Raw genomic sequence first — 18,080 nt, forward strand, 5'->3', positions numbered from 1 at the left:
TGTGCGCTTTTATAATGTCTCTGTGCGTAAAAGCCGGATTTCAATCTGATAAATTGATCTCAACTTTCACGGCCTTAGCCAGATTTGGAATAAAGCCCTGAAATGGTAAGTACACGATTAACGGGCAATAAATTTGCTCTGATAATAATTGGCCTGATCAATCACCTGTGCCAGCGTACAACGCGATTGCTGCAATTTGGCAACATCACCGTTCATGCCCCGATAGCATTGCTGCTTTAAACGCTGCTCCCACAGCGCATGTTGCTGGGCAATATTGGCCTGATATGCCCCACTGGCCCGATAGTAAGACTTATAGCTTTTCTTTAAGCGTTTTTGCTGCTGTTTCAGTTCTTTATTGACACATTTTTGCAAGACGGATGTTTGCCCATAAGCATGATTGCTACATTGAATATACTGTTTTGAATAACTTTCCTGCGCATAGGCCGAACCCGCCAGCAGCGCCCAGGCCATTCCCCCGATGAATGCTAAACGCATCATATTCCCCTTGCTGCCAAACACAGCGATCATCTTTGTTTTAATTTATGTAAAGCATATTACTGAACTTCAAGCAAAAAACCTATAGCGATGAACAGGATAGAATTTCCAGATCTTCACAATTTCCTGCCATTTTGCGATTGAATCTGCAAAAATAGACCTTATATTGACTATGAGACTCCCGTGAACCTGTTGATATGAGTTACAAACACAATAACCTGCTGGCCATGCGTCAAAACTACTGGAATGACAACGATTCACCGCGTGTCTTGCAGGAAAAACAGTTTTTACAGCAAATGCTGGTGGAACACGGCATTTTTCAGGATGCGACTTTGGATGATGCCAAATATCTGTTCTTTAACCTGCCCAGCATTATTATTGTCAAAGGCTATGCGCATGGTTTTCTGCATGAATCGGTACAAAGCCTGATTTTAAAATACATTGATGAAAACAAGCAGATGCTGCAACAAAAAAGTACCCTCAAGATTAAATTCCGGATGTAAGTGAGCGAAATTGCATCTTTATAGATTTTGCTTAGGCTATTTCATAGAGAATGCAAAACTTAACTCGACATTCAGCAACTTGAACTTTTTTAATACGTTAAGACCCGTTAATATTCGTTAAACTATGACCTTTCTGCGAATTGCTGATTGAAGGATTAAATTTACATGTCAGATCAGAACGATAAGCTTAAACAATTGAAAACTTCCTCTATGGATCGACGCTTATCGATCGCGAAGGCATCGTTGCTGGCCGGGACACGTTGGGCCGCCTCCAGCGCCGGTTCAATCTTTTCCAGTGAAGAAGAAAAAGAAAAGAAACGCAAAAAAGCCATGAAAGAACAGGCCGATTATCTGGTCGCAGAAATTGGCAAACTGAAAGGTTCTATCGTTAAAATTGGCCAGATGATGGCGCTTTACGGCGAACATTTTTTGCCTGAAGAAATCACCCAAGCCCTGAACACCCTGAATAACCAGACCGTTGCCCTGGCCTGGCCTGCGATAAAAACCCAGTTACAGGACCAGTTAGGTTCAAAACTTAATGATCTCACCATTGATCATGAGCCTTTAGGTACTGCCTCTTTGGCTCAGGTACACCGCGCCACCCGTAAATCTGATGGTATGGAACTGGTATTAAAAATCCAGTATCCGGGTGTGGCCGATGCCATTGATTCGGATATGAGTCTGTTTAAAAACATGCTGAAACTGACCCGCATGGTGCCGCAAACCCGTGAATTTGATCAGTGGTTTGATGAAGTCCGCGAAATGATGCACCGCGAGGTCAATTATCGGATTGAGGCGGCCACTACACGCCGTTTTGCCGAGCGTTTAAAGCAGGACCCGCGTTATATCGTTCCAACCATTATTGAAGATTACTGTACCGATCAGGTGTTGTGCATGACCTTTGAACGTGGCGTGCCAATCAACAGTCCGGTGATGCTGTCTTTACCGCAAGAACGTCGTAACCTGCTTGGTGAAGCCTCTTTAGAAGTGGCAGTGCGGGAAATTTTTGAATGGGGCGAAATGCAGACCGACCCAAACTTCGGTAACTATCTGGTACGTCTGGGTAATGGTGCAGATGTACAGGATAAAATTGTGCTGCTGGATTTCGGTGCCATTCGCCAGTTTGATGACAACCTGCTCTCGGTCGCACGTAACCTGATTCAGGCCGGCTATCAGCATGACGCAGAGATGATGGTGAAAGCCATGACCGGTTATGAATTTTTTGATTCCATTCCGCAAAGCATTAAACCAGATATGGCCAAAGTCTTTTTACTGGCCACCGAAGCCTTTAGCAGTCCTGAAAACAACCCGGATTTACCAGCCGGTGTCATGGATGATCAGCATCGTTATGACTGGAAAAAAAGCCAGCTGCATAGCCGGGTGATGCAACAGGCCTCTAAATCCATGGCTTCACGTTATTTCAGTGTTCCGCCGAAAGAGTTTATGTTTATTAGCCGTAAATTTATTGGGGCTTACACCTTTATGACCGTGATTGATGCCAAAACCAATGTGCGCGACATGATCAAAAAATTCCAGTAAAGCCACACCCGACCCGAATGCAGCTAATGTCATTCGGGTCAATCCTCTCCCTTCCCCGCTCTTTCCAAAAATTAAAAATATAAACAGAAGCAAATATTTAGATTCCTGTTTCATCTTGCAACAACCGTTTATCTTTGACAATTGAGTATGTCAGTTCTGACATGGTTTTTTAAACAGCCGCGTGTCAGCATAAAAATAATCACCCGCATGATGGAACAACAACAATGACCAATATGGTAAACAAGGCCCAAGGATTTGGACTGTCGCTGCTCACTCGGCTTGCCAGCAGCGAGGTTTTAGACCAGCTCAAACTGCGTAAATTTGTAGAAAAATCTTTATATCAGGGTGCCAAAGCCGGCTTTAAAACCTTAAGCGTGACCCAGAAAGCTTTTCAAAAGCACGATGATGTACCCAGACAGCGTTTACCCCATCAGCAAAAATCCCTGTTTGATTTAAGCCTGAGCGAAGAACAGCAAATGACGGTAGATACCATGCAGCAGTTTGCCACAGAGGTGCTTTATCCACTGGCGCATCAGACGGATCATCTGGAACAGTTTCCCGAAGTGTTATGGCGACACAGTCAGGATTTGGGCCTGAATGATTATGCACTGCCGGAGGCTTTGGGTGGCGTGGCCAGCGAGCAGAATATTGTCACTAATATTCTGATGGCCGAGCATTTGGCCCGGGGTGATTTCAGCCTGACCGCAGGTTTATTGTCGACCTTTGGGGTAATCAATGCCCTGACCCGCTGGGGTTCTGAAAGCATCCAGTCACGTTATCTGACCAGTTTTGCAGAAGATTCGGAACTGCGCGCCAGCTTTGCCGTGCAGGAAGCTACACCGGCTTTTGATCCGCTGCGTTTAAATACACAAGCCACTTTTAGCCAGGGCCAGTACTGGATTCAGGGTGAAAAAACTCTGGTAATGCTGGGTGAAACGGCGGACTTGTATCTGGTAAGTGCTGAATTCAATGGCCAGCCAGAAGTATTTGTGGTGAAACGCGACAGCAGCATTCGTGCACAAAAAAGCCCGGCAATGGGGCTGAAGGCCACAGAAACAGTCACCCTCAGTTTTCAGCATACCCCAGCCGAACGTCTGGGCGATGATGATTTTGACTATAGTGCTTTTATTGATTTGGGTAATTTAGTCTGGTGTGCCATGGCGGTTGGGTGCTGCGAAGCCGTGAAAGCCTATTGTATTGACTATGCCAACCAGCGCACGGCCTTTGGCGAGCCCATCTCACATCGTCAAAGTGTGGCTTTTATGATTGCCGATATGGCGATTGAAATTGATGCGATGCGCATGCTAGTGCTGAATGCTGCCAGTCTGGCCGAAGCTGGACAGGACTTTCATCGGGAAGCCTATCTGGCACGCTTGTTATGTGCAGAAAAATCCATGCAAATTGGCACAAATGGCGTGCAGATTCTGGGCGGTCACGGCTTTACCAAAGAACATCCGGTCGAGCGCTGGTATCGTGATCTGCGCGCGACCGCGATTGTCCAGTCTGGCCTGCATGCCTAAATAACCATAAAAATAAGGAACAGCCCATGAATTTACAGAACCCGAAAAAATTTAAACTGCTGATTGATCAGGCACATGAGGTTGCCCTGAATGTCCTGCGTCCAATTTCACGTAAATATGATAAGGCGGAACATGCCTACCCGAAAGAACTGGATATGCTGGCCTCAGTGGTCGATGGCATGAATGCAGGTGGCGATGGCATGAACGCCGGCGCTGCGGTGAATAAACGTGGCGATACCGCCAGTGGCAATAAAAATGGCGTCAATATGTCCACCGCTTTAAGTATTGTCGAAATGTGTTATGGCGATACCGGCCTGCTGCTGAGTATGCCGCGTCAGGGTCTGGGGAACTCCGCCATTGCTGCGGTGGCCAATGACGAACAGTTACAGCGTTTTCATGGCACCTGGGCCGCCATGGCCATTACCGAACCCGGCTGCGGCTCCGATTCAGCGGCAATTCGCACCACAGCGGTCGCAGATGGTGATGATTATATCCTGAATGGCGAGAAAATCTTTGTGACCTCGGGTGAACGCGCCGATGCCGTGGTGGTCTGGGCCACACTGGATAAAAAGCTCGGCCGTGCGGCCATCAAGTCTTTTGTGGTGCCGAAAGGCACACCCGGCATGACCGTAGAGCGACTGGAGCATAAACTCGGAATTAAAGCCTCGGATACTGCAGCCATCAGCTTTGTCGATTGCCGGGTGCCAGCCAGCAACCTGCTTGGCAATAACGAAATTGATGTATCCAAAGGCTTTGCCGGGGTGATGGAAACCTTTGACAACACCCGTCCTTTGGTCGCGGCCATGGCCATTGGCTGTGCCAAAGCATCCCTGGAACGGATCAAGCAGATTTTTAAACACGAGCTGGATGAGCATTATCAGACCACCTATTTACACAGCTCCCAGATAGCCGCGCAGATTTATCGCATGGAAGCCGAATGGGAAGCAGCGCGTTTATTAATGCTTAAAGCTGCCTGGATGGCCGATAACAAGCAGCCTAATTCCAAAGAAGCCTCAATTGCCAAAGCCAAAGCTGGCCGTGTCGGGAATGAAATTACCCTGAAGTGTGTAGAACTGGCCGCCGCTGTGGGCTATAACGAAGATGAACTGCTGGAAAAATGGGCGCGCGATTCCAAAATCCTGGATATTTTTGAAGGCACCCAGCAAATTCAGCAACTGATTATTGCCCGACGTGAACTGGGCAAAAGTTCCAGTGAACTTAAATAAGATACCGAGTACAGCATCAAGCGACATTTAAAGTCCAATAGATGTGCCTCAAATCTGCTCAAGAGATGAATATTTAGTGATAAAATTCATCTCTTTATCTTTTAGCACTGCGCTTATGTATTTTTTACGCCCGATTCAAGCCCAAGATAATCCTGCACTGGCCCGTATTATTCGTGAGGTTTCCAAAGAATTTGGACTGGCGCCGGAATCCGGTTTTGCCGTGGCCGATGCTGCGGTCGATGATTTATATGCGGTGTATTCACAGCCACACGCACAGTATTGGGTCGTTACCAATAATCAAGGCGACATTTTTGGTGGTGGCGGTGCTGCGCCTTTGCAGGGTGATCCAAGCCGCCTGGAAATCCAGAAAATGTATTTTCTGCCAGCAGTACGTGGCTACGGATTTGCCAAACAGATTCTGGAACACGCTTTTGACTTTGCCCAGCAGGCCGGTTTTCAGTCCTGCTATCTGGAAACCACAGCATCACTGTGGCAGGCAGTGAAACTCTATGAAAAGCTCGGTTTTGTACATTTGTCTGCCCCACAAGGCCAGACCGGTCATAGTCATGCCTGTGAAATCTGGATGGAAAAGAGCGTTAAATGAACATGAATCTGGGTAACATCAACCGCCTGCGTACAAAAAAGCCCTACTCACCATAGGGCTGACTAAAACAGTCGAATGGATTTTTCTATACTTAATCTGCCTTCAGGCCGAACTTTTTAAACAGGCTTAAACGGCGTTTCGGCTGAATATTGGCTTTGTTTAAATCACCTTTGTAATGCTTGAACACGCGTTTATCCATCATTTTAAACCACAGCGGTGGAATCAGCGCCGGCAGCAACATACTGGCATAACCGCTTGGCAATTCAGGGGCTTCATCAAAATGTCGCAAGGCCTGAAATGGACGGGTCGGATAGGCATGATGATCGGAATGACGCTGTAACTGATATAAAAACAGATTGGTGACAATATTATTGTTGTTCCAGCTATGTTCCGGCTGGGTACGCTTATATTTGCCCTGCGCATCTTTTTGTCGAAGCAAGCCATAATGCTCAATATAATTGACCAGTTCAAACAGGCTGATTGCATAAAAGGCCTGCGTGCTTAAATACGGCACAATGCCTTTCCCAAAGCTGGCCAGCATTCCGGCATGAAACAGCGCACTCATGCCCCAACCTTGTAGCAATTCATTGTCTTTGGACCAGAAATTCTTGCCTTTGCGTTTTAAACGCTGGGTTTCAATTTCAATTGCCGATTTAAACGAGCCTTTCACCGTACGTGGCCAGAACTCATAAAAGGTTTCGCCCATACGGGAAGACGCCGGATCTTCTGGGGTTGCAGCGCGTTTATGATGCCCATACGGATGTTCAATCCGGAAATGGTTATAACCCGACGGCACCAGCGCCAGATGCGACAGATAATGCTCCAGTTTGGAGGATTTATGGCTCAGTTCATGTGCAGTATTAATCGCCACCCCATTAACCAGTCCCATCGACGCACCCAGAAAAATTTTATCCAGCAGCGAAGTCTCTTTACGTGAGACCAGATAGGCCGCATAAATATTGGCGATATACTGCAAGGGAATAAAACTTTTTACCAGACGGGAATAATACGGGTCCTGCTCCAAGAGCTTGACCTCTTCTGGGCTTGGATTGTGCTCATCTTTACCAACCAGAGTATCAATGCTGGGAATAATCACATGAATTAACAGTGGTCCACCTAGGGCAAATACAGTTTTAAATGGTTTCGGTGCAAACTGGTAACCGGCCAGAATCCCAATGCCTAAAACCGGTAAAAATGGGCTAATCAGCCATAAATAACGTTTTTTATCTAAAGCCAGACCGGATTTTTCAAGTAAAAATTGCTGTTGTTGTTCTGTGAGTTGTAGCGGAGCATTCATTGCCTGCACTTCCATCCTGCTTAACTTATCTATATATTTCAGCAAACAAGCCACAGAGAACAGTTGCAAACGTCCAAAAAAGCTATGTAAACGTCTTTGGCCCACATTGCCTGAAATTGGCCTTTCATCACACGATAAATTCAGGCTTAATGACCAAATAGCTAAGCTCGAAATAAGAAGATATCAACCCGGTATGGATGCTTTAAGTAAAATTTTTGATGATATTCATCTCAACAAATCTGAATTTATCTATTTGAATCCACAGGGAAACTGGGCATTTCAATATCAGGATCACAGCGCCATTATTGCCTATGTGGTACTAAGTGGTGAATTATATCTGGAATTATCGACCCAGCGTCAGGTCTATGCGCAGGCCGGTGATATTGTGCTGATTCCTTCCGGCGGTAGCCATGTTGGCAAAAGTAGCACGCAACTGAAGTGGCTAGATGCCCTGGATATTAGTGACCTGTTTCAGCAGAAACGCCAGCAGACCATCGAGTTTGGTGAAGCATCCGGTGAAAAATCATTTATTTTAGCCATGCACGGCACAATGGACAGCATTATGGCCAAGCCGCTGTTAAATGCCTTGCCGGACTATATGCATATTCATCATATTATGAGCAGCACTGCGCCGGAATGGCTGCAAATTGGCTTACAGTTTCTGGCGGTAGAAAGCCATCAGATTCGTCCCGGCCGCGATAAAATTCTTGACCATCTGATCAGTATTTTATTTATTGAATGTGTGCGTGATTATATTGCCCAGCTGAATGATTCTAATAACTGGCTCAGTGCCCTGACCCATCTGGAACTGTCCAATGCTTTAACCGCCATTCATGGACAACCGGAAAAAAGCTGGACCGTCGAAACCCTGGCCGAACAATGCTGCATGTCGCGCTCAAAATTTGCCAATCTGTTTGCCCAGATTGTTGGTGAATCGCCACTGGCCTATTTACAGCAACATCGCTTAAGACTGGCGGCTCAATATTTACGTCATGGCCAGCTCTCAATCCAGCAAATTGCCTATAAAGTTGGCTATTCTTCTGAAACCGCCTTTAGCCAGACTTTTAAAAAACAGTTTGCCCTGACCCCAAGCCAGTACCGGCAGCAGTTTCAGCAGGTTCTTATAAAATAGCCAGAATCGCGGCCACCGGGTCTTCACAATTGCCCGACAGCAGCTGTTTATGCATGGTGCGATGCTGCATCACCTGAATTTGTGCAGCTTCAATATGCATCAGCTTTTCAATTTCATGCGCCAGACGCTCTGGCGTAGCCTCTTCCTGAATCAGCTCTTCAATCACTTTTTTACCAGCAATAATATTCGGTAGCGAGTAATACGGAATTTTAACCAGCAGTTTGGCAATCCAGTAGGTAATCCGGTTGAGCTTATAAAAAGTCACCATCGGACGATGCAATAACATTGCTTCCAACGTTGCAGTACCCGAAGCCAGCGCCACAATATCCGCCGCATTCATGACCTGACGGCCAATTTTTGATTCTGTATCGGTATTTTCCAGCAGACTGACCCGTGATCTCAGATCAGCAGCGCAGTGCTGTAATAAACTTTCAATCTGCTGTTTACGCGCATCGTTAATGGCGGGAATTAAGAAGTGATAGTTTGGATATTTGGCAGCCAGAATTTCAGCGGCCGCCAGAACCAATGGCCCTAAACGCTCAATTTCACCACGGCGACTGCCCGGCAATAAGGCAATATGCTTTTGTGAGGCTTCCAGCCCCAGCTCCAGTTTGGCATCGGCCAGATTATTATCGACAGGCAACTGACTCGCTAATGGATGCCCGACAAAGGCAGCCGGAACCTGCCATTTTTGATAAAAGGCTTTTTCAAATGGAAATAAACACAGCACCAGATCAATATTGGCTTTAATGCCGTGAACACGACCCTGACGCCATGCCCAGACCGAAGGACTGACATACTGCACGGTTTTAATGCTTGGACTTTTCTGCTTCAGGCTTTTCGATAATCGCAGGTTAAAATCCGGCGCATCAACCCCAATAAAAATATCGACCGGCTCCTTGACCCACTGTTCAACCAGTCCATCACGCACGGCAAACAGCTTTTTAATGTCTTTTAAGACTTCAACAATGCCCATGACCGACAAAATATCCATCGGATAATAGCTTTTAAAGCCTTCAGCCATCATTTGCGGGCCGCCAATGCCTTCAAATTCGGCCTCAATGCCTTGCTCACGAAAACGGCGGATCAGTCTGGCACCCAAGGTATCCCCAGAAACTTCTCCCACCACAATGCCTATTTTCAGTTTTCGTTTTTGCAAGACCTTGCTCCTTCAATTGCTGCGTGAAATTTTAACATATTCTGCTTGAAGTGACTGTAACGACTGTTTGTCCTGAGCTGAGAAAAAATTCAGGTTTTTCTATATTTTAACTGCTTTATTTTTATCCAGTATGACTATCAGGTTTGATTGATGATGCTGTGCTGGGCCCATTCATTTATCACGCTTTCACCGCTTTATCTCACTCTATTCCACCTGACTTGCAGTTTCATGACCATTAACTGCTTTTTATCATGCTGAAAGATTGATCAAATAAAATCCAAAACCCCAACACATGTCATCCCTATGTAATGACACTGAATACACAAATAATAATTTTAAAGTGAAATTTCCTGCTATTTTTAATCTTTTTATCTTTCCATTTTGCTGCGCTGTCATCACAAAATCCGTCTATTCGGCCCTGCACATCCTGATCTTTTTACTAAAAAATCCCCTTTTTTTCAGCTTTAAATCCAGCAGATTTCAGATAGATCTACTCCACGCTGTTTCACTATAAATGTTGATCTTTTTCTCATCTTTAGCATTTTTTAGAATAAGCAAATCATTAATCATGCCAACGACTTATATCCGAAAGTCATAAGATAAGCACGTTTTTTGATGTATGGCATATCCCCATGTTTGGTGCAGTTGAGTTTATTTTGGCAGGTGTTTTGGTTGGCTTCTGTGTAGGTGTGACTGGTGTAGGCGGTGGTTCGTTAATGACCCCGATTTTAATCAGCCTGTTTAAGATTGAACCGCACATTGCCATTGGTACCGATCTGCTCTATGCCGCAATTTCCAAATTCTGTGGTTCACTAGTCCATGCCAAAAAAATGAATATCGTCTGGCCAATTGTGATCTGGCTGTCTGTCGGCAGTATCCCGGCGTCTTTTGCAACGCATTGGGTACTCGACAACTATTTAAGCCAGTCCACGCATTATAAAGCTGTGCTGACCATGGTCTTAGGCTTTATGCTGACCCTAACCGGCATATCTATTATTTTCCGCAGCCAGATTGAAAAATTTTTCAACAAATATCGCAAACACGAATTGCCAGATATGACTCAAGACCTGGAAAAGGTCGACCTGAAGGCCACCAACAAGCGCGCGATGATTGTGGTGATGGGAATTGTCCTGGGTGTGTTCGTCACCCTATCTTCGGTGGGTGCAGGTGCCTTCGGCATTATGGCGCTGGTGCTAATGTTCCCGAACTTGCCAATGATCCGCATTATCGGCTCCGATGTGGTCCACGCAGTCTTATTGACCTTTGTCGCCGGTATGGGTCACATGACCTCGGGCAATGTCGATTTTGAACTGCTGATGTGGTTACTGGTCGGTTCTATTCCGGCAATTGTGGTCGGTACTTTAGTCAGCTCACGCCTGCCTGAAAAAATTATCCGTAAAGTGCTGGGCATTACCCTGTTCGCGCTTGGGGTGAACTTTATGCTGAACCCGGTCAAATCCAAACCGGCACAACCAGTTGAAGCGGCGATGGTGGTGAGCGCTGAAAAAACATCGCCAGTTTAATTTATCTCTGCGATTCATCACTTTTTTTTCAGTAATCTATTGATCTTTTTTATAACAATAGGCTGCTATATTCGTGTTATATTCAGGCTATTAAACAATCTTGTATACGATTAAACCAGTGACGGCAATGAACACTTTACAGTCTAACCCTATTACACCTTCAGATATCGATGATGTGAATATTAAAAGCATCCAGCCACTTGTGACCCCTGCTGAACTCAAAGCAGAACTTCCACTGACTGACTCTGCTTATCACACCGTACTGAAAGGTCGTGAAACCATCCGCAATATTCTTGATGGTAAAGACAAACGTCTGTTTGTGGTCATTGGGCCTTGCTCGATTCATGATCCTGTGGCAGCACATGATTATGCAGACCGCCTGAAAGTGCTGAGCGAAAAAGTAAAAGATACCTTATACATCGTAATGCGGGTGTACTTTGAAAAACCGCGTACGACCGTGGGCTGGAAAGGTCTGATTAACGACCCGGACATGAATGACTCTTTCAATATTGAAAAAGGTCTGCGTATTGGCCGTAAACTGCTGCTGGAACTGAATGAAAAAGGTCTGCCTTGTGCCACTGAAGCACTGGACCCGAACTCTCCACAGTATTATCAGGATCTGATTTCCTGGTCAGCGATTGGTGCGCGTACCACAGAAAGTCAGACTCACCGTGAAATGTCTTCTGGCCTGTCTTCACCGGTTGGCTTTAAAAATGGTACTGATGGCGGCTTAACTGTTGCGACCAACGCAATGCAGTCTGTAAAACATGGTCACAGCTTCCTGGGGCTGAACGAACATGGTCAGGTGTCGGTAATTCGTACCAGCGGTAACAACTATGCGCACGTGGTATTGCGTGGTGGTAATGGCAAGCCAAACTATGATGCCGGTTCAGTCGCCGATGCAGAAGCAGCGCTAATTAAAGCCAAAGTCAGCACCAAAATCATGATTGACACCAGTCATGCCAACTCCAACAAAGACCCGTACCTGCAACCACTGGTCTTAAAAAACATCACCGAACAGATTTTAGATGGCAATAAATCAATTGTCGGGATTATGGTCGAAAGTCATTTAAAAGGCGGTCGTCAAGATATTCCTGCAAATCTTTGCGATTTGGAGTATGGTAAGTCTGTTACCGATGGATGCATCGACTGGGAAACCACTGAAAAATCCCTGCTTGAGATGCATGAAGCATTGAAAGAGGTTTTAGCCAGCCGCTAAAACTGACTCAAAAACGCCATCGTCAAGATGGCGTTTCCATTTCAGTTGCAGGAAATTTTATCTGATGAATGAAATTGAAACCGCTTTAAGCCAAATTGATCACTTTCAGTTTGTGCATGAACACCTGTACACATCCGGCCAGCCGAATGCGGAACAGTTACGTCAGATTAAAGAATATGGCATTACCACTGTGGTTAATGTCGCACTGAGTGATGCCGAGCAGCATCTAGCCAATGAAGATAAAATCTGTCTGGAACTGGGCCTGAACTATGTACAACTGCCCATCTCTTGGGAAACTCCATCTGACGCCCAATGTCTGCTGGTTTTAGACCTGATTGATCATCTGGTGCAGGATCAGATGGTGTGGTTGCATTGCGGTACCAATCAGCATGTCAGCAGCCTGATGTATTTATATCGTCAGTATTATATGAATATGGACATGCCTACCGCGCAGGAAATGTTGCACCAGATCTGGGAGCCGAATGAAACCTGGACCGGTCTGATTCACGCTGTTGCCTTACAACTTCAGGGCCGTAAAGCAACCCAGGAACTGCAAATTTCCTTAATGAAAACCGATCACTTTGCGTGACAAATTAACACCGTAGCTGTAGCCAGAATTCCTTCCTGACGGCCGGTAAAGCCTAATTTTTCCGTGGTGGTGGCTTTAATGCTGATTTGAGTCACATCCACATCCAGCACATCGGCAATACTCTGGCGCATTTCCAGATTGTGCTTGGCCAGTTTCGGGCGTTCACAGGCCACGGTAATGTCGGCATTATTCAATAGATAACCGCGGTCTAAAATCAGCTGATAAACATGCTTCAGCAACACCCGGCTGTCAGCGCCCTTAAATTCAGGATCGGTGTCGGGAAAATGCTGTCCAATATCGCCCAGTGCCAATGCACCCAATAAGGCATCGCATAGCGCATGTAAAATCACATCCCCATCTGAGTGGGCTTTCAGAGCATGGGTATGTGGAATTTTAACCCCAGCCAATGTCACAAAATCGCCTTCTTCAAAGGCATGTACGTCTATTCCCTGCCCAATTCGTATTTGTGCAACCATATTCAACTCCTTCAGAAATAAACGATTGAAATCTTGTATTCACAGTTTCTCTTTCGCTATAGTTAGCTTACGCAAGCTAATGAAAGTATAAGCGATCATGCTGTTGAAAACCGAGATGAATCTTATAAAAATCATTGGAACCCTGTTGTTTTTGGGCGCCGCGGGCACCCCGCTGTCGCATGCACAGAAAATCAATTGCGAGCAGGCCAACACGCCTGCTTTCAATAAAATCTGCCATGCCGATTTACAGGAGATTCGTGAGCAGCTCAATGATCAGTTTCTGACAGCTTTTCTGGTGACCGATGCCCCGCTGCGTATTCTGCAAGATACCCATCAGCTCTGGTTTAAACGTGCGCAGCAGTGTAAAACCACCGAGTGTTTTAAACAACAGTTTGAAGCGCGTCTGGATCAGTTAAATTTCTTTAGCTCGATGAACCAGAGCATGACCCAGCATTATCTGAAATTTGAACAGGGACAACTGGCCAAGCAACCGGTACATTTGCAGATTCATCAACTGAATAAAGACAGTATTAAAATTGAAGGTGTGGCCTATCGCAGTCCAAACAACAAGCTAGATACCCAAACCATTTCCTTACTGGCTTATACCTCACCGCAGCAAAAGCAGCATATTATTGACAATGAACATGACTGCAATTACCAGCTCGACTTTCAGAAGGCTTATCTAGCGGTGCGTACTGAACAAAAAGGCTGCGAGCGTTTTAGTGGTATTTATCGACTCTATGATTAAAACCTGACAGCGCTTTACATCACCCACCACAAAATCAATGGCAAACTGAACGCCGCACACACAGTCTGCAGGCTAATCACACTGGCCATCAGCTGGCTATCTCCCCCCAAAACTTTGGTCAGAATATAAGCCGATGAGGCCGTCGGCAAGGCAAAAAACATCACCAGAATCTGGGTATGCAGGGCCGGCAGATTCAATGCCAGACAGGTCGCCAACGCAATCATCGGCATCAACAGCAAGCGTCCAAAAGTGTTTAATAACAAGGTCCGCAGATCTTTACGCAGCCCCTGAAACTGTAATGCTGCACCAATACACATCAAGCCCAATGGCAAACTGGAAATGGCAATCTGTTTTAAATAATTTTCAAAGCCAATCCATAAGCGTAAATTCAGCAGATTAAACACCCCGCCTGCAATACAGCCTAAAATTAAGGGATTTTTCAATAATGATAACAGGATGGATTGCAAGCGCATCCCTTCTGAATTGGTCAGGGCCAAAACCGAAAGCACATTGACCAGAGGAATGCAAAACACCAGCAGAATAGCAAACAGCGCCATACCCTGCTGATAAAACAAAGACGCCGACAGCGCCAGACCGATATAGGTATTAAAACGCACCATGCCCTGCATATACACGCCAAAACGTGCCGCTGCAGTGCCATACAGCGCCTTGAGGATATATAACAGACAAACCGCAATCAGCAGGGTCAGACCCGCTCCCAGCATCATGTGGCGAATTTCGCTGGCCTGAATTTCAGCATGCGCCAGGCCCAAAAACAGCATCACCGGGAACAGCAGATAGTAGTTGAGCTTTTCTGCACCGTGCCAGAATTTATCTTCTAAAAACCTAAAGCGCTTGAGTACATAGCCCAACGCAATCAGAAAGATTAAAGGAAATAGCGCAACCAGAATTATATTTGCCATCGTTTATCCATACATATCGCGGTCTGCCCAGGACGGCAGCATCTCAATCCATTTTTTTAATGGCAGTTCAAAATCTTAAAGCAAAAAGATATTTTATTTAAAGCCTGAGTATAAGCCAAATAGTCCGTTGAATTGACAGCGATTTGCTTCATTTTGATGGATTTATTTTGCCAGAACCCGGCAGATGATCAGCATCTCTCCTAAAGCCCTGTTACTTTAAAACAGAGCTTAACTGAATGTTCTCATTACCCGGTCACCGGATAATGCTGCGCAATTTCCTGACTAATCATCAATGCTGTCGCCGCAGATAAGGTCCAGCCCAGATGCCCATGGCCAGTATTATAAAATACCCGTGGATGCTGGCCCTGCCGAATCACCGGCATCATATTTGGCATCATCGGACGTAAACCTGCCCACGGCACCACGCTTTCGGTTGAAATATCAAAATTCCGCTGCACCCAGCGCACCAGTGGCTGAATCCGGTCATGGCGAATATCGCGATTATAACCATTAAATTCGGCCGTTCCGGCAATCCGCAGCCGATCTGTGCCTAAACGTGAGGTCACAATTTTGGCACTTTCATCTAACAGACTGACCCAAGGTGCCTGCTTTTGGCTCTGTTCATCCTGTAAATTGACGGTAATGGAATAGCCTTTGACCGGATAAACATTGACCCGATCACCTACCTGTCGCGCCAATTGATAGCTCCTCACACCGCCGCAAATCAGCACGGCATCGGCATGTAAGGTTTCCACCATCGGCTGATCTGCCAGCGGATCTTCAATGGCTGGCCGATAACTCAGCTGTACCTGCTGGGCGTCTAGCTGAACATCATGAACATCCCGGCCGAAAATATAACGTACACCCTGCTGCATGGTGACTTGAGCCAGCCCCACCGTGAATTTATGAATGTCGCCGGTGGCATCTCCCGGGCAGTAAAAACCTGCATAATATTGCCCAGTTAGACTTGGTTCAATCTGTCGGATTTCATCCAGACTGACCTGATAACGCTCCAGCCCCCCTGACAGAGCAAATCATTGACCCGAATTGCAAAGTCAAAATCCGCTTTATTATGATAAAAATGTAAAATTCCACGTTTTTCCAGATTGAAATCAATCTGTTCCTGTTCTGCAATTTCAAATAAACGTTTGCGTGCCAGAAGTGCCAGGCGCACTGTTTCCTGGGTATTGTGTTCATAGTTGCGGATATTGCTTAAGAACTCGATCAGCCAGCCATACTTATGCAGATCAAATGCAGGATTTAATAAGAGCGGCGCCGACTTTTGCGACATCCATTTCAGGCCTTTCAGTACAGTGGCTTTCTGATTCCAGACTTCTGCATTACTGGCCGATAACTGGCCACCATTGGCATACGATGTTTCCATCGCCGGGTATAAATGCCGGTCAATCACCGTGACTTGATAGCCCAAACGCATCAGCTCATAGGCTGAAGTGACCCCGGTAATTCCTGCACCAATGACAACAACATTCGGCATAAAACGCTCCTTGGAACAGCTGTTTCAGACGTGATGCCCCATCTGTCAGGGTACCTGAGAGCTTCGATTGAACTGATGTTCAGCCCAACCATCCCCTTCGGTGAGCACTGCGCGTGCTTCTCTCCAGAGTTTTGAATTATTACGGTCCTTTTGCCTGAGAGTTTCCGGGGTCGTTGCTCCTTCGGCGAGCACCAAGTGCCGCTCTCCCGCAATAATTTTTATTGTATAGCTTGAATATGAGCAAAATCCGGGCCAAGCACGAGTAGAAATTTGTATCTGATGTTCAAGAAACCTCAAAATCTGGATATAAAAAAACTGCCCCAATTGGAGCAGTTTTTTGAATCAGCTTCAAACAGCGTGTTAGCGTACAATCCCGCGTTTAGACTGTTCTAGTGAATCAATTAAACGCTGTGCTTCCGGCACTTCTGGCAGAATCTCTGCACGGATTTTCTGAATGGCTTCTTCAGTGGTTAATCCTGATTTGTAAATCAGTTTAAAGGCGTCCCGTAATCCTTGAATCACATTTTTCGACCAGCCTTTACGACGCATACCTTCAATATTCATAGCAAAAGCATGCGCAGGATTACCCGAAACCATCACATAGGCCGGTACATCTTTCAGAATTAAAGATGCGCCACCAATCATGCTGTAAGAGTCAATTTTACAGAACTGATGAATACCCGAGTTTCCACCCACCACCACATAATCACCGACATGCACGTGCCCTGCGACACCGACATTATTGGCAAAAATATTGTGATCACCCACGATACAGTCGTGAGCAATATGCGTATTGACCATCAACAGGTTGTGGCTACCAATTTTAGTGATGCCTTTGTCCTGAACCGTCCCGCGATGCAAGCTGGAATGTTCACGAATCAGGTTATAGTCACCAATTTCCAGCCAAGTTTCTTCACCCTGATATTTCAGGTCCTGACAGACTTCGCCAACACTTGCGAACTGGAAAATCTCATTATGCTCACCAATACGGGTATAGCCACCCACCACCACGTGTGAATGCAGCTTTGTACCCGCACCAATGCTGACATTCGGACCAATAATACTATAAGGTCCAATTTGCACATCAGGCGCAATGACTGCAGAGGAGTCAATTATAGCGGTGGGGTGAATGAGGGGGTTATTGCTCATGCTTGCTCTGTTTTCTGATGCGAAATCATAATTTCCGCGGTTGCTGCAACAATGCCATCGACCGTGGCGATACAATTATATTTGTAAATACCACGTTTCTGCATTACTAATTCAGATTTTAATACAAGTTGGTCGCCTGCAACCACTTGTTTTTTAAATCTAACTTTTTCGGCACCGGCAAATAGGAATAATGCACCCGCAGTCGGTTTCTGATTATTCATAATAAAGCCAAGCACGCCTGAAACCTGTGCCAGCGCTTCTACAATCAACACCCCTGGCATAATTGGATATTCAGGGAAATGTCCTTGTAAAAACTCTTCATTAATCGAAACGTTCTTATAACCCACAATCCCGTTGTCAGTTACATCAACGATTCGATCTACCAATAAGAATGGATAACGATGTGGCAAATATTCACGGATGGTTTGAATATGCATTGGCAATTCAGGTTTCGTAAATGTTGGGGTATTCGACTCAGTCATC

General features: G+C 45.8%; 17 protein-coding genes, 1 pseudogene and 1 riboswitch. Of the genes and pseudogenes, 10 read left to right on the forward strand and 8 right to left on the reverse strand.

The window, feature by feature from the left end:
- Positions 1-117: 117 nt before the first annotated feature.
- The gene (locus tag FTT63_RS00350; RefSeq protein WP_227554581.1) at positions 118-495 is read right to left on the reverse strand and encodes a lysozyme inhibitor LprI family protein; all 378 of its coding nucleotides are present in this window, start codon (positions 493-495) and stop codon (positions 118-120) included.
- 197 nt (positions 496-692) lie between these two features.
- Here FTT63_RS00350 and FTT63_RS00355 point away from each other — a divergent pair, with 197 nt between their 5' ends.
- The 5 genes from FTT63_RS00355 (at position 693) to FTT63_RS00375 (ending at position 5,887) form a co-directional block, all read left to right on the forward strand.
- Positions 693-998 (forward strand): hypothetical protein, encoded by a 306-nt coding sequence (locus FTT63_RS00355; protein WP_075167733.1) that lies wholly within the window; start codon positions 693-695, stop codon positions 996-998.
- A gap of 165 nt (positions 999-1,163) precedes the next feature.
- A complete protein-coding gene (locus FTT63_RS00360) occupies positions 1,164-2,537 on the forward strand; it encodes an AarF/ABC1/UbiB kinase family protein (protein WP_005177645.1) in 1,374 nt (457 codons plus the stop codon).
- 224 nt (positions 2,538-2,761) lie between these two features.
- Positions 2,762-4,057, forward strand: coding sequence for an acyl-CoA dehydrogenase family protein (locus FTT63_RS00365; RefSeq protein WP_127799513.1), 1,296 nt, complete (start codon positions 2,762-2,764; stop codon positions 4,055-4,057).
- Between the two features lie 26 nt (positions 4,058-4,083).
- Positions 4,084-5,283, forward strand: coding sequence for an acyl-CoA dehydrogenase family protein (locus tag FTT63_RS00370; RefSeq protein WP_180191864.1), 1,200 nt, complete (start codon positions 4,084-4,086; stop codon positions 5,281-5,283).
- 115 nt (positions 5,284-5,398) lie between these two features.
- Positions 5,399-5,887 carry a GNAT family N-acetyltransferase gene (locus FTT63_RS00375; RefSeq protein ID WP_104513276.1) on the forward strand — a complete coding sequence of 163 codons (489 nt, stop codon included), beginning with the start codon at positions 5,399-5,401 and terminating at the stop codon, positions 5,885-5,887.
- A gap of 91 nt (positions 5,888-5,978) precedes the next feature.
- Here the strand turns inward: FTT63_RS00375 and FTT63_RS00380 are convergent, their stop codons facing one another.
- On the reverse strand, positions 5,979-7,184 hold the full coding sequence (locus tag FTT63_RS00380; RefSeq protein ID WP_127799509.1) for an alkane 1-monooxygenase: 1,206 nt from the start codon (positions 7,182-7,184) through the stop codon (positions 5,979-5,981).
- A 193-nt stretch (positions 7,185-7,377) separates the two neighbouring features.
- On the opposite strand from FTT63_RS00380, the gene FTT63_RS00385 reads away from it, so the two are divergent.
- Positions 7,378-8,316: an AraC family transcriptional regulator gene (locus FTT63_RS00385; RefSeq protein WP_180191865.1), complete on the forward strand. Its 939-nt coding sequence runs from the start codon at positions 7,378-7,380 to the stop codon at positions 8,314-8,316.
- Here the strand turns inward: FTT63_RS00385 and lpxB are convergent.
- The gene (lpxB, locus tag FTT63_RS00390; protein ID WP_180191866.1) at positions 8,306-9,475 is read right to left on the reverse strand and encodes a lipid-A-disaccharide synthase; all 1,170 of its coding nucleotides are present in this window, start codon (positions 9,473-9,475) and stop codon (positions 8,306-8,308) included. The genes FTT63_RS00385 and lpxB overlap by 11 nt on opposite strands.
- Before the next feature lie 632 nt (positions 9,476-10,107).
- Here lpxB and FTT63_RS00395 point away from each other — a divergent pair.
- The 3 genes from FTT63_RS00395 (at position 10,108) to FTT63_RS00405 (ending at position 12,806) form a co-directional block, all read left to right on the forward strand.
- Complete coding sequence (locus FTT63_RS00395) at positions 10,108-10,998, forward strand: sulfite exporter TauE/SafE family protein (protein ID WP_016658193.1); 891 nt, start codon at positions 10,108-10,110, stop codon at positions 10,996-10,998.
- Between the two features lie 127 nt (positions 10,999-11,125).
- A complete protein-coding gene (locus FTT63_RS00400) occupies positions 11,126-12,217 on the forward strand; it encodes a 3-deoxy-7-phosphoheptulonate synthase (protein WP_005177632.1) in 1,092 nt (363 codons plus the stop codon).
- A 64-nt stretch (positions 12,218-12,281) separates the two neighbouring features.
- Entirely contained in the window at positions 12,282-12,806 is a 525-nt protein-coding gene (locus FTT63_RS00405; RefSeq protein WP_016658194.1) for a protein tyrosine phosphatase family protein, read from the forward strand.
- Here the strand turns inward: FTT63_RS00405 and ispF are convergent.
- Complete coding sequence (ispF, locus tag FTT63_RS00410; RefSeq protein WP_005177629.1) at positions 12,794-13,282, reverse strand: 2-C-methyl-D-erythritol 2,4-cyclodiphosphate synthase; 489 nt, start codon at positions 13,280-13,282, stop codon at positions 12,794-12,796. The two genes, FTT63_RS00405 and ispF, sit on opposite strands and share 13 nt — an antisense overlap.
- A 97-nt stretch (positions 13,283-13,379) precedes the next feature.
- Here ispF and FTT63_RS00415 point away from each other — a divergent pair, with 97 nt between their 5' ends.
- On the forward strand, positions 13,380-14,030 hold the full coding sequence (locus tag FTT63_RS00415; RefSeq protein ID WP_005177627.1) for a hypothetical protein: 651 nt from the start codon (positions 13,380-13,382) through the stop codon (positions 14,028-14,030).
- A gap of 14 nt (positions 14,031-14,044) precedes the next feature.
- Here the strand turns inward: FTT63_RS00415 and FTT63_RS00420 are convergent, their stop codons facing one another.
- From FTT63_RS00420 to fabZ, 4 genes and pseudogenes are all read right to left on the reverse strand, one after another.
- Complete coding sequence (locus tag FTT63_RS00420; protein ID WP_104488970.1) at positions 14,045-14,953, reverse strand: AEC family transporter; 909 nt, start codon at positions 14,951-14,953, stop codon at positions 14,045-14,047.
- 245 nt (positions 14,954-15,198) lie between these two features.
- Positions 15,199-16,448: pseudogene (locus FTT63_RS00425) on the reverse strand (D-amino acid dehydrogenase).
- Between the two features lie 132 nt (positions 16,449-16,580).
- A riboswitch (glycine riboswitch) is annotated at positions 16,581-16,667 on the reverse strand.
- 141 nt (positions 16,668-16,808) lie between these two features.
- Positions 16,809-17,597, reverse strand: a complete 789-nt coding sequence (gene lpxA / locus FTT63_RS00430) for an acyl-ACP--UDP-N-acetylglucosamine O-acyltransferase (RefSeq protein WP_016658197.1) — start codon at positions 17,595-17,597, stop codon at positions 16,809-16,811.
- Complete coding sequence (gene fabZ, locus FTT63_RS00435; RefSeq protein WP_087662207.1) at positions 17,594-18,079, reverse strand: 3-hydroxyacyl-ACP dehydratase FabZ; 486 nt, start codon at positions 18,077-18,079, stop codon at positions 17,594-17,596. The genes lpxA and fabZ overlap by 4 nt, the downstream gene beginning before the upstream one ends.
- Position 18,080: the final 1 nt, after the last annotated feature.

This window comes from Acinetobacter sp. C15 (genome assembly GCF_013420645.1).
In the GTDB taxonomy this organism is placed as follows: Bacteria; Pseudomonadota; Gammaproteobacteria; order Pseudomonadales; family Moraxellaceae; genus Acinetobacter; species Acinetobacter indicus.

Bases quoted from the DNA above. Each gene is read 5' to 3' on its own strand.
- FTT63_RS00360 (WP_005177645.1), top strand. From the start codon at position 1,164: ATGTCAGATCAGAACGATAAGCTTAAACAATTGAAAACTTCCTCTATG.
- FTT63_RS00375 (WP_104513276.1), top strand. From the start codon at position 5,399: ATGTATTTTTTACGCCCGATTCAAGCCCAAGATAATCCTGCACTGGCC.
- FTT63_RS00395 (WP_016658193.1), top strand. From the start codon at position 10,108: ATGTTTGGTGCAGTTGAGTTTATTTTGGCAGGTGTTTTGGTTGGCTTC.
- ispF (WP_005177629.1), bottom strand. From the start codon at position 13,282: ATGGTTGCACAAATACGAATTGGGCAGGGAATAGACGTACATGCCTTT.
- lpxA (WP_016658197.1), bottom strand. From the start codon at position 17,597: ATGAGCAATAACCCCCTCATTCACCCCACCGCTATAATTGACTCCTCT.
- FTT63_RS00385 (WP_180191865.1), top strand. From the start codon at position 7,378: ATGGATGCTTTAAGTAAAATTTTTGATGATATTCATCTCAACAAATCT.
- FTT63_RS00400 (WP_005177632.1), top strand. From the start codon at position 11,126: ATGAACACTTTACAGTCTAACCCTATTACACCTTCAGATATCGATGAT.
- FTT63_RS00365 (WP_127799513.1), top strand. From the start codon at position 2,762: ATGACCAATATGGTAAACAAGGCCCAAGGATTTGGACTGTCGCTGCTC.
- FTT63_RS00415 (WP_005177627.1), top strand. From the start codon at position 13,380: ATGCTGTTGAAAACCGAGATGAATCTTATAAAAATCATTGGAACCCTG.
- FTT63_RS00370 (WP_180191864.1), top strand. From the start codon at position 4,084: ATGAATTTACAGAACCCGAAAAAATTTAAACTGCTGATTGATCAGGCA.
- FTT63_RS00355 (WP_075167733.1), top strand. From the start codon at position 693: ATGAGTTACAAACACAATAACCTGCTGGCCATGCGTCAAAACTACTGG.
- FTT63_RS00380 (WP_127799509.1), bottom strand. From the start codon at position 7,184: ATGAATGCTCCGCTACAACTCACAGAACAACAACAGCAATTTTTACTT.
- FTT63_RS00350 (WP_227554581.1), bottom strand. From the start codon at position 495: ATGCGTTTAGCATTCATCGGGGGAATGGCCTGGGCGCTGCTGGCGGGT.
- FTT63_RS00405 (WP_016658194.1), top strand. From the start codon at position 12,282: ATGAATGAAATTGAAACCGCTTTAAGCCAAATTGATCACTTTCAGTTT.
- fabZ (WP_087662207.1), bottom strand. From the start codon at position 18,079: ATGACTGAGTCGAATACCCCAACATTTACGAAACCTGAATTGCCAATG.
- FTT63_RS00420 (WP_104488970.1), bottom strand. From the start codon at position 14,953: ATGGCAAATATAATTCTGGTTGCGCTATTTCCTTTAATCTTTCTGATT.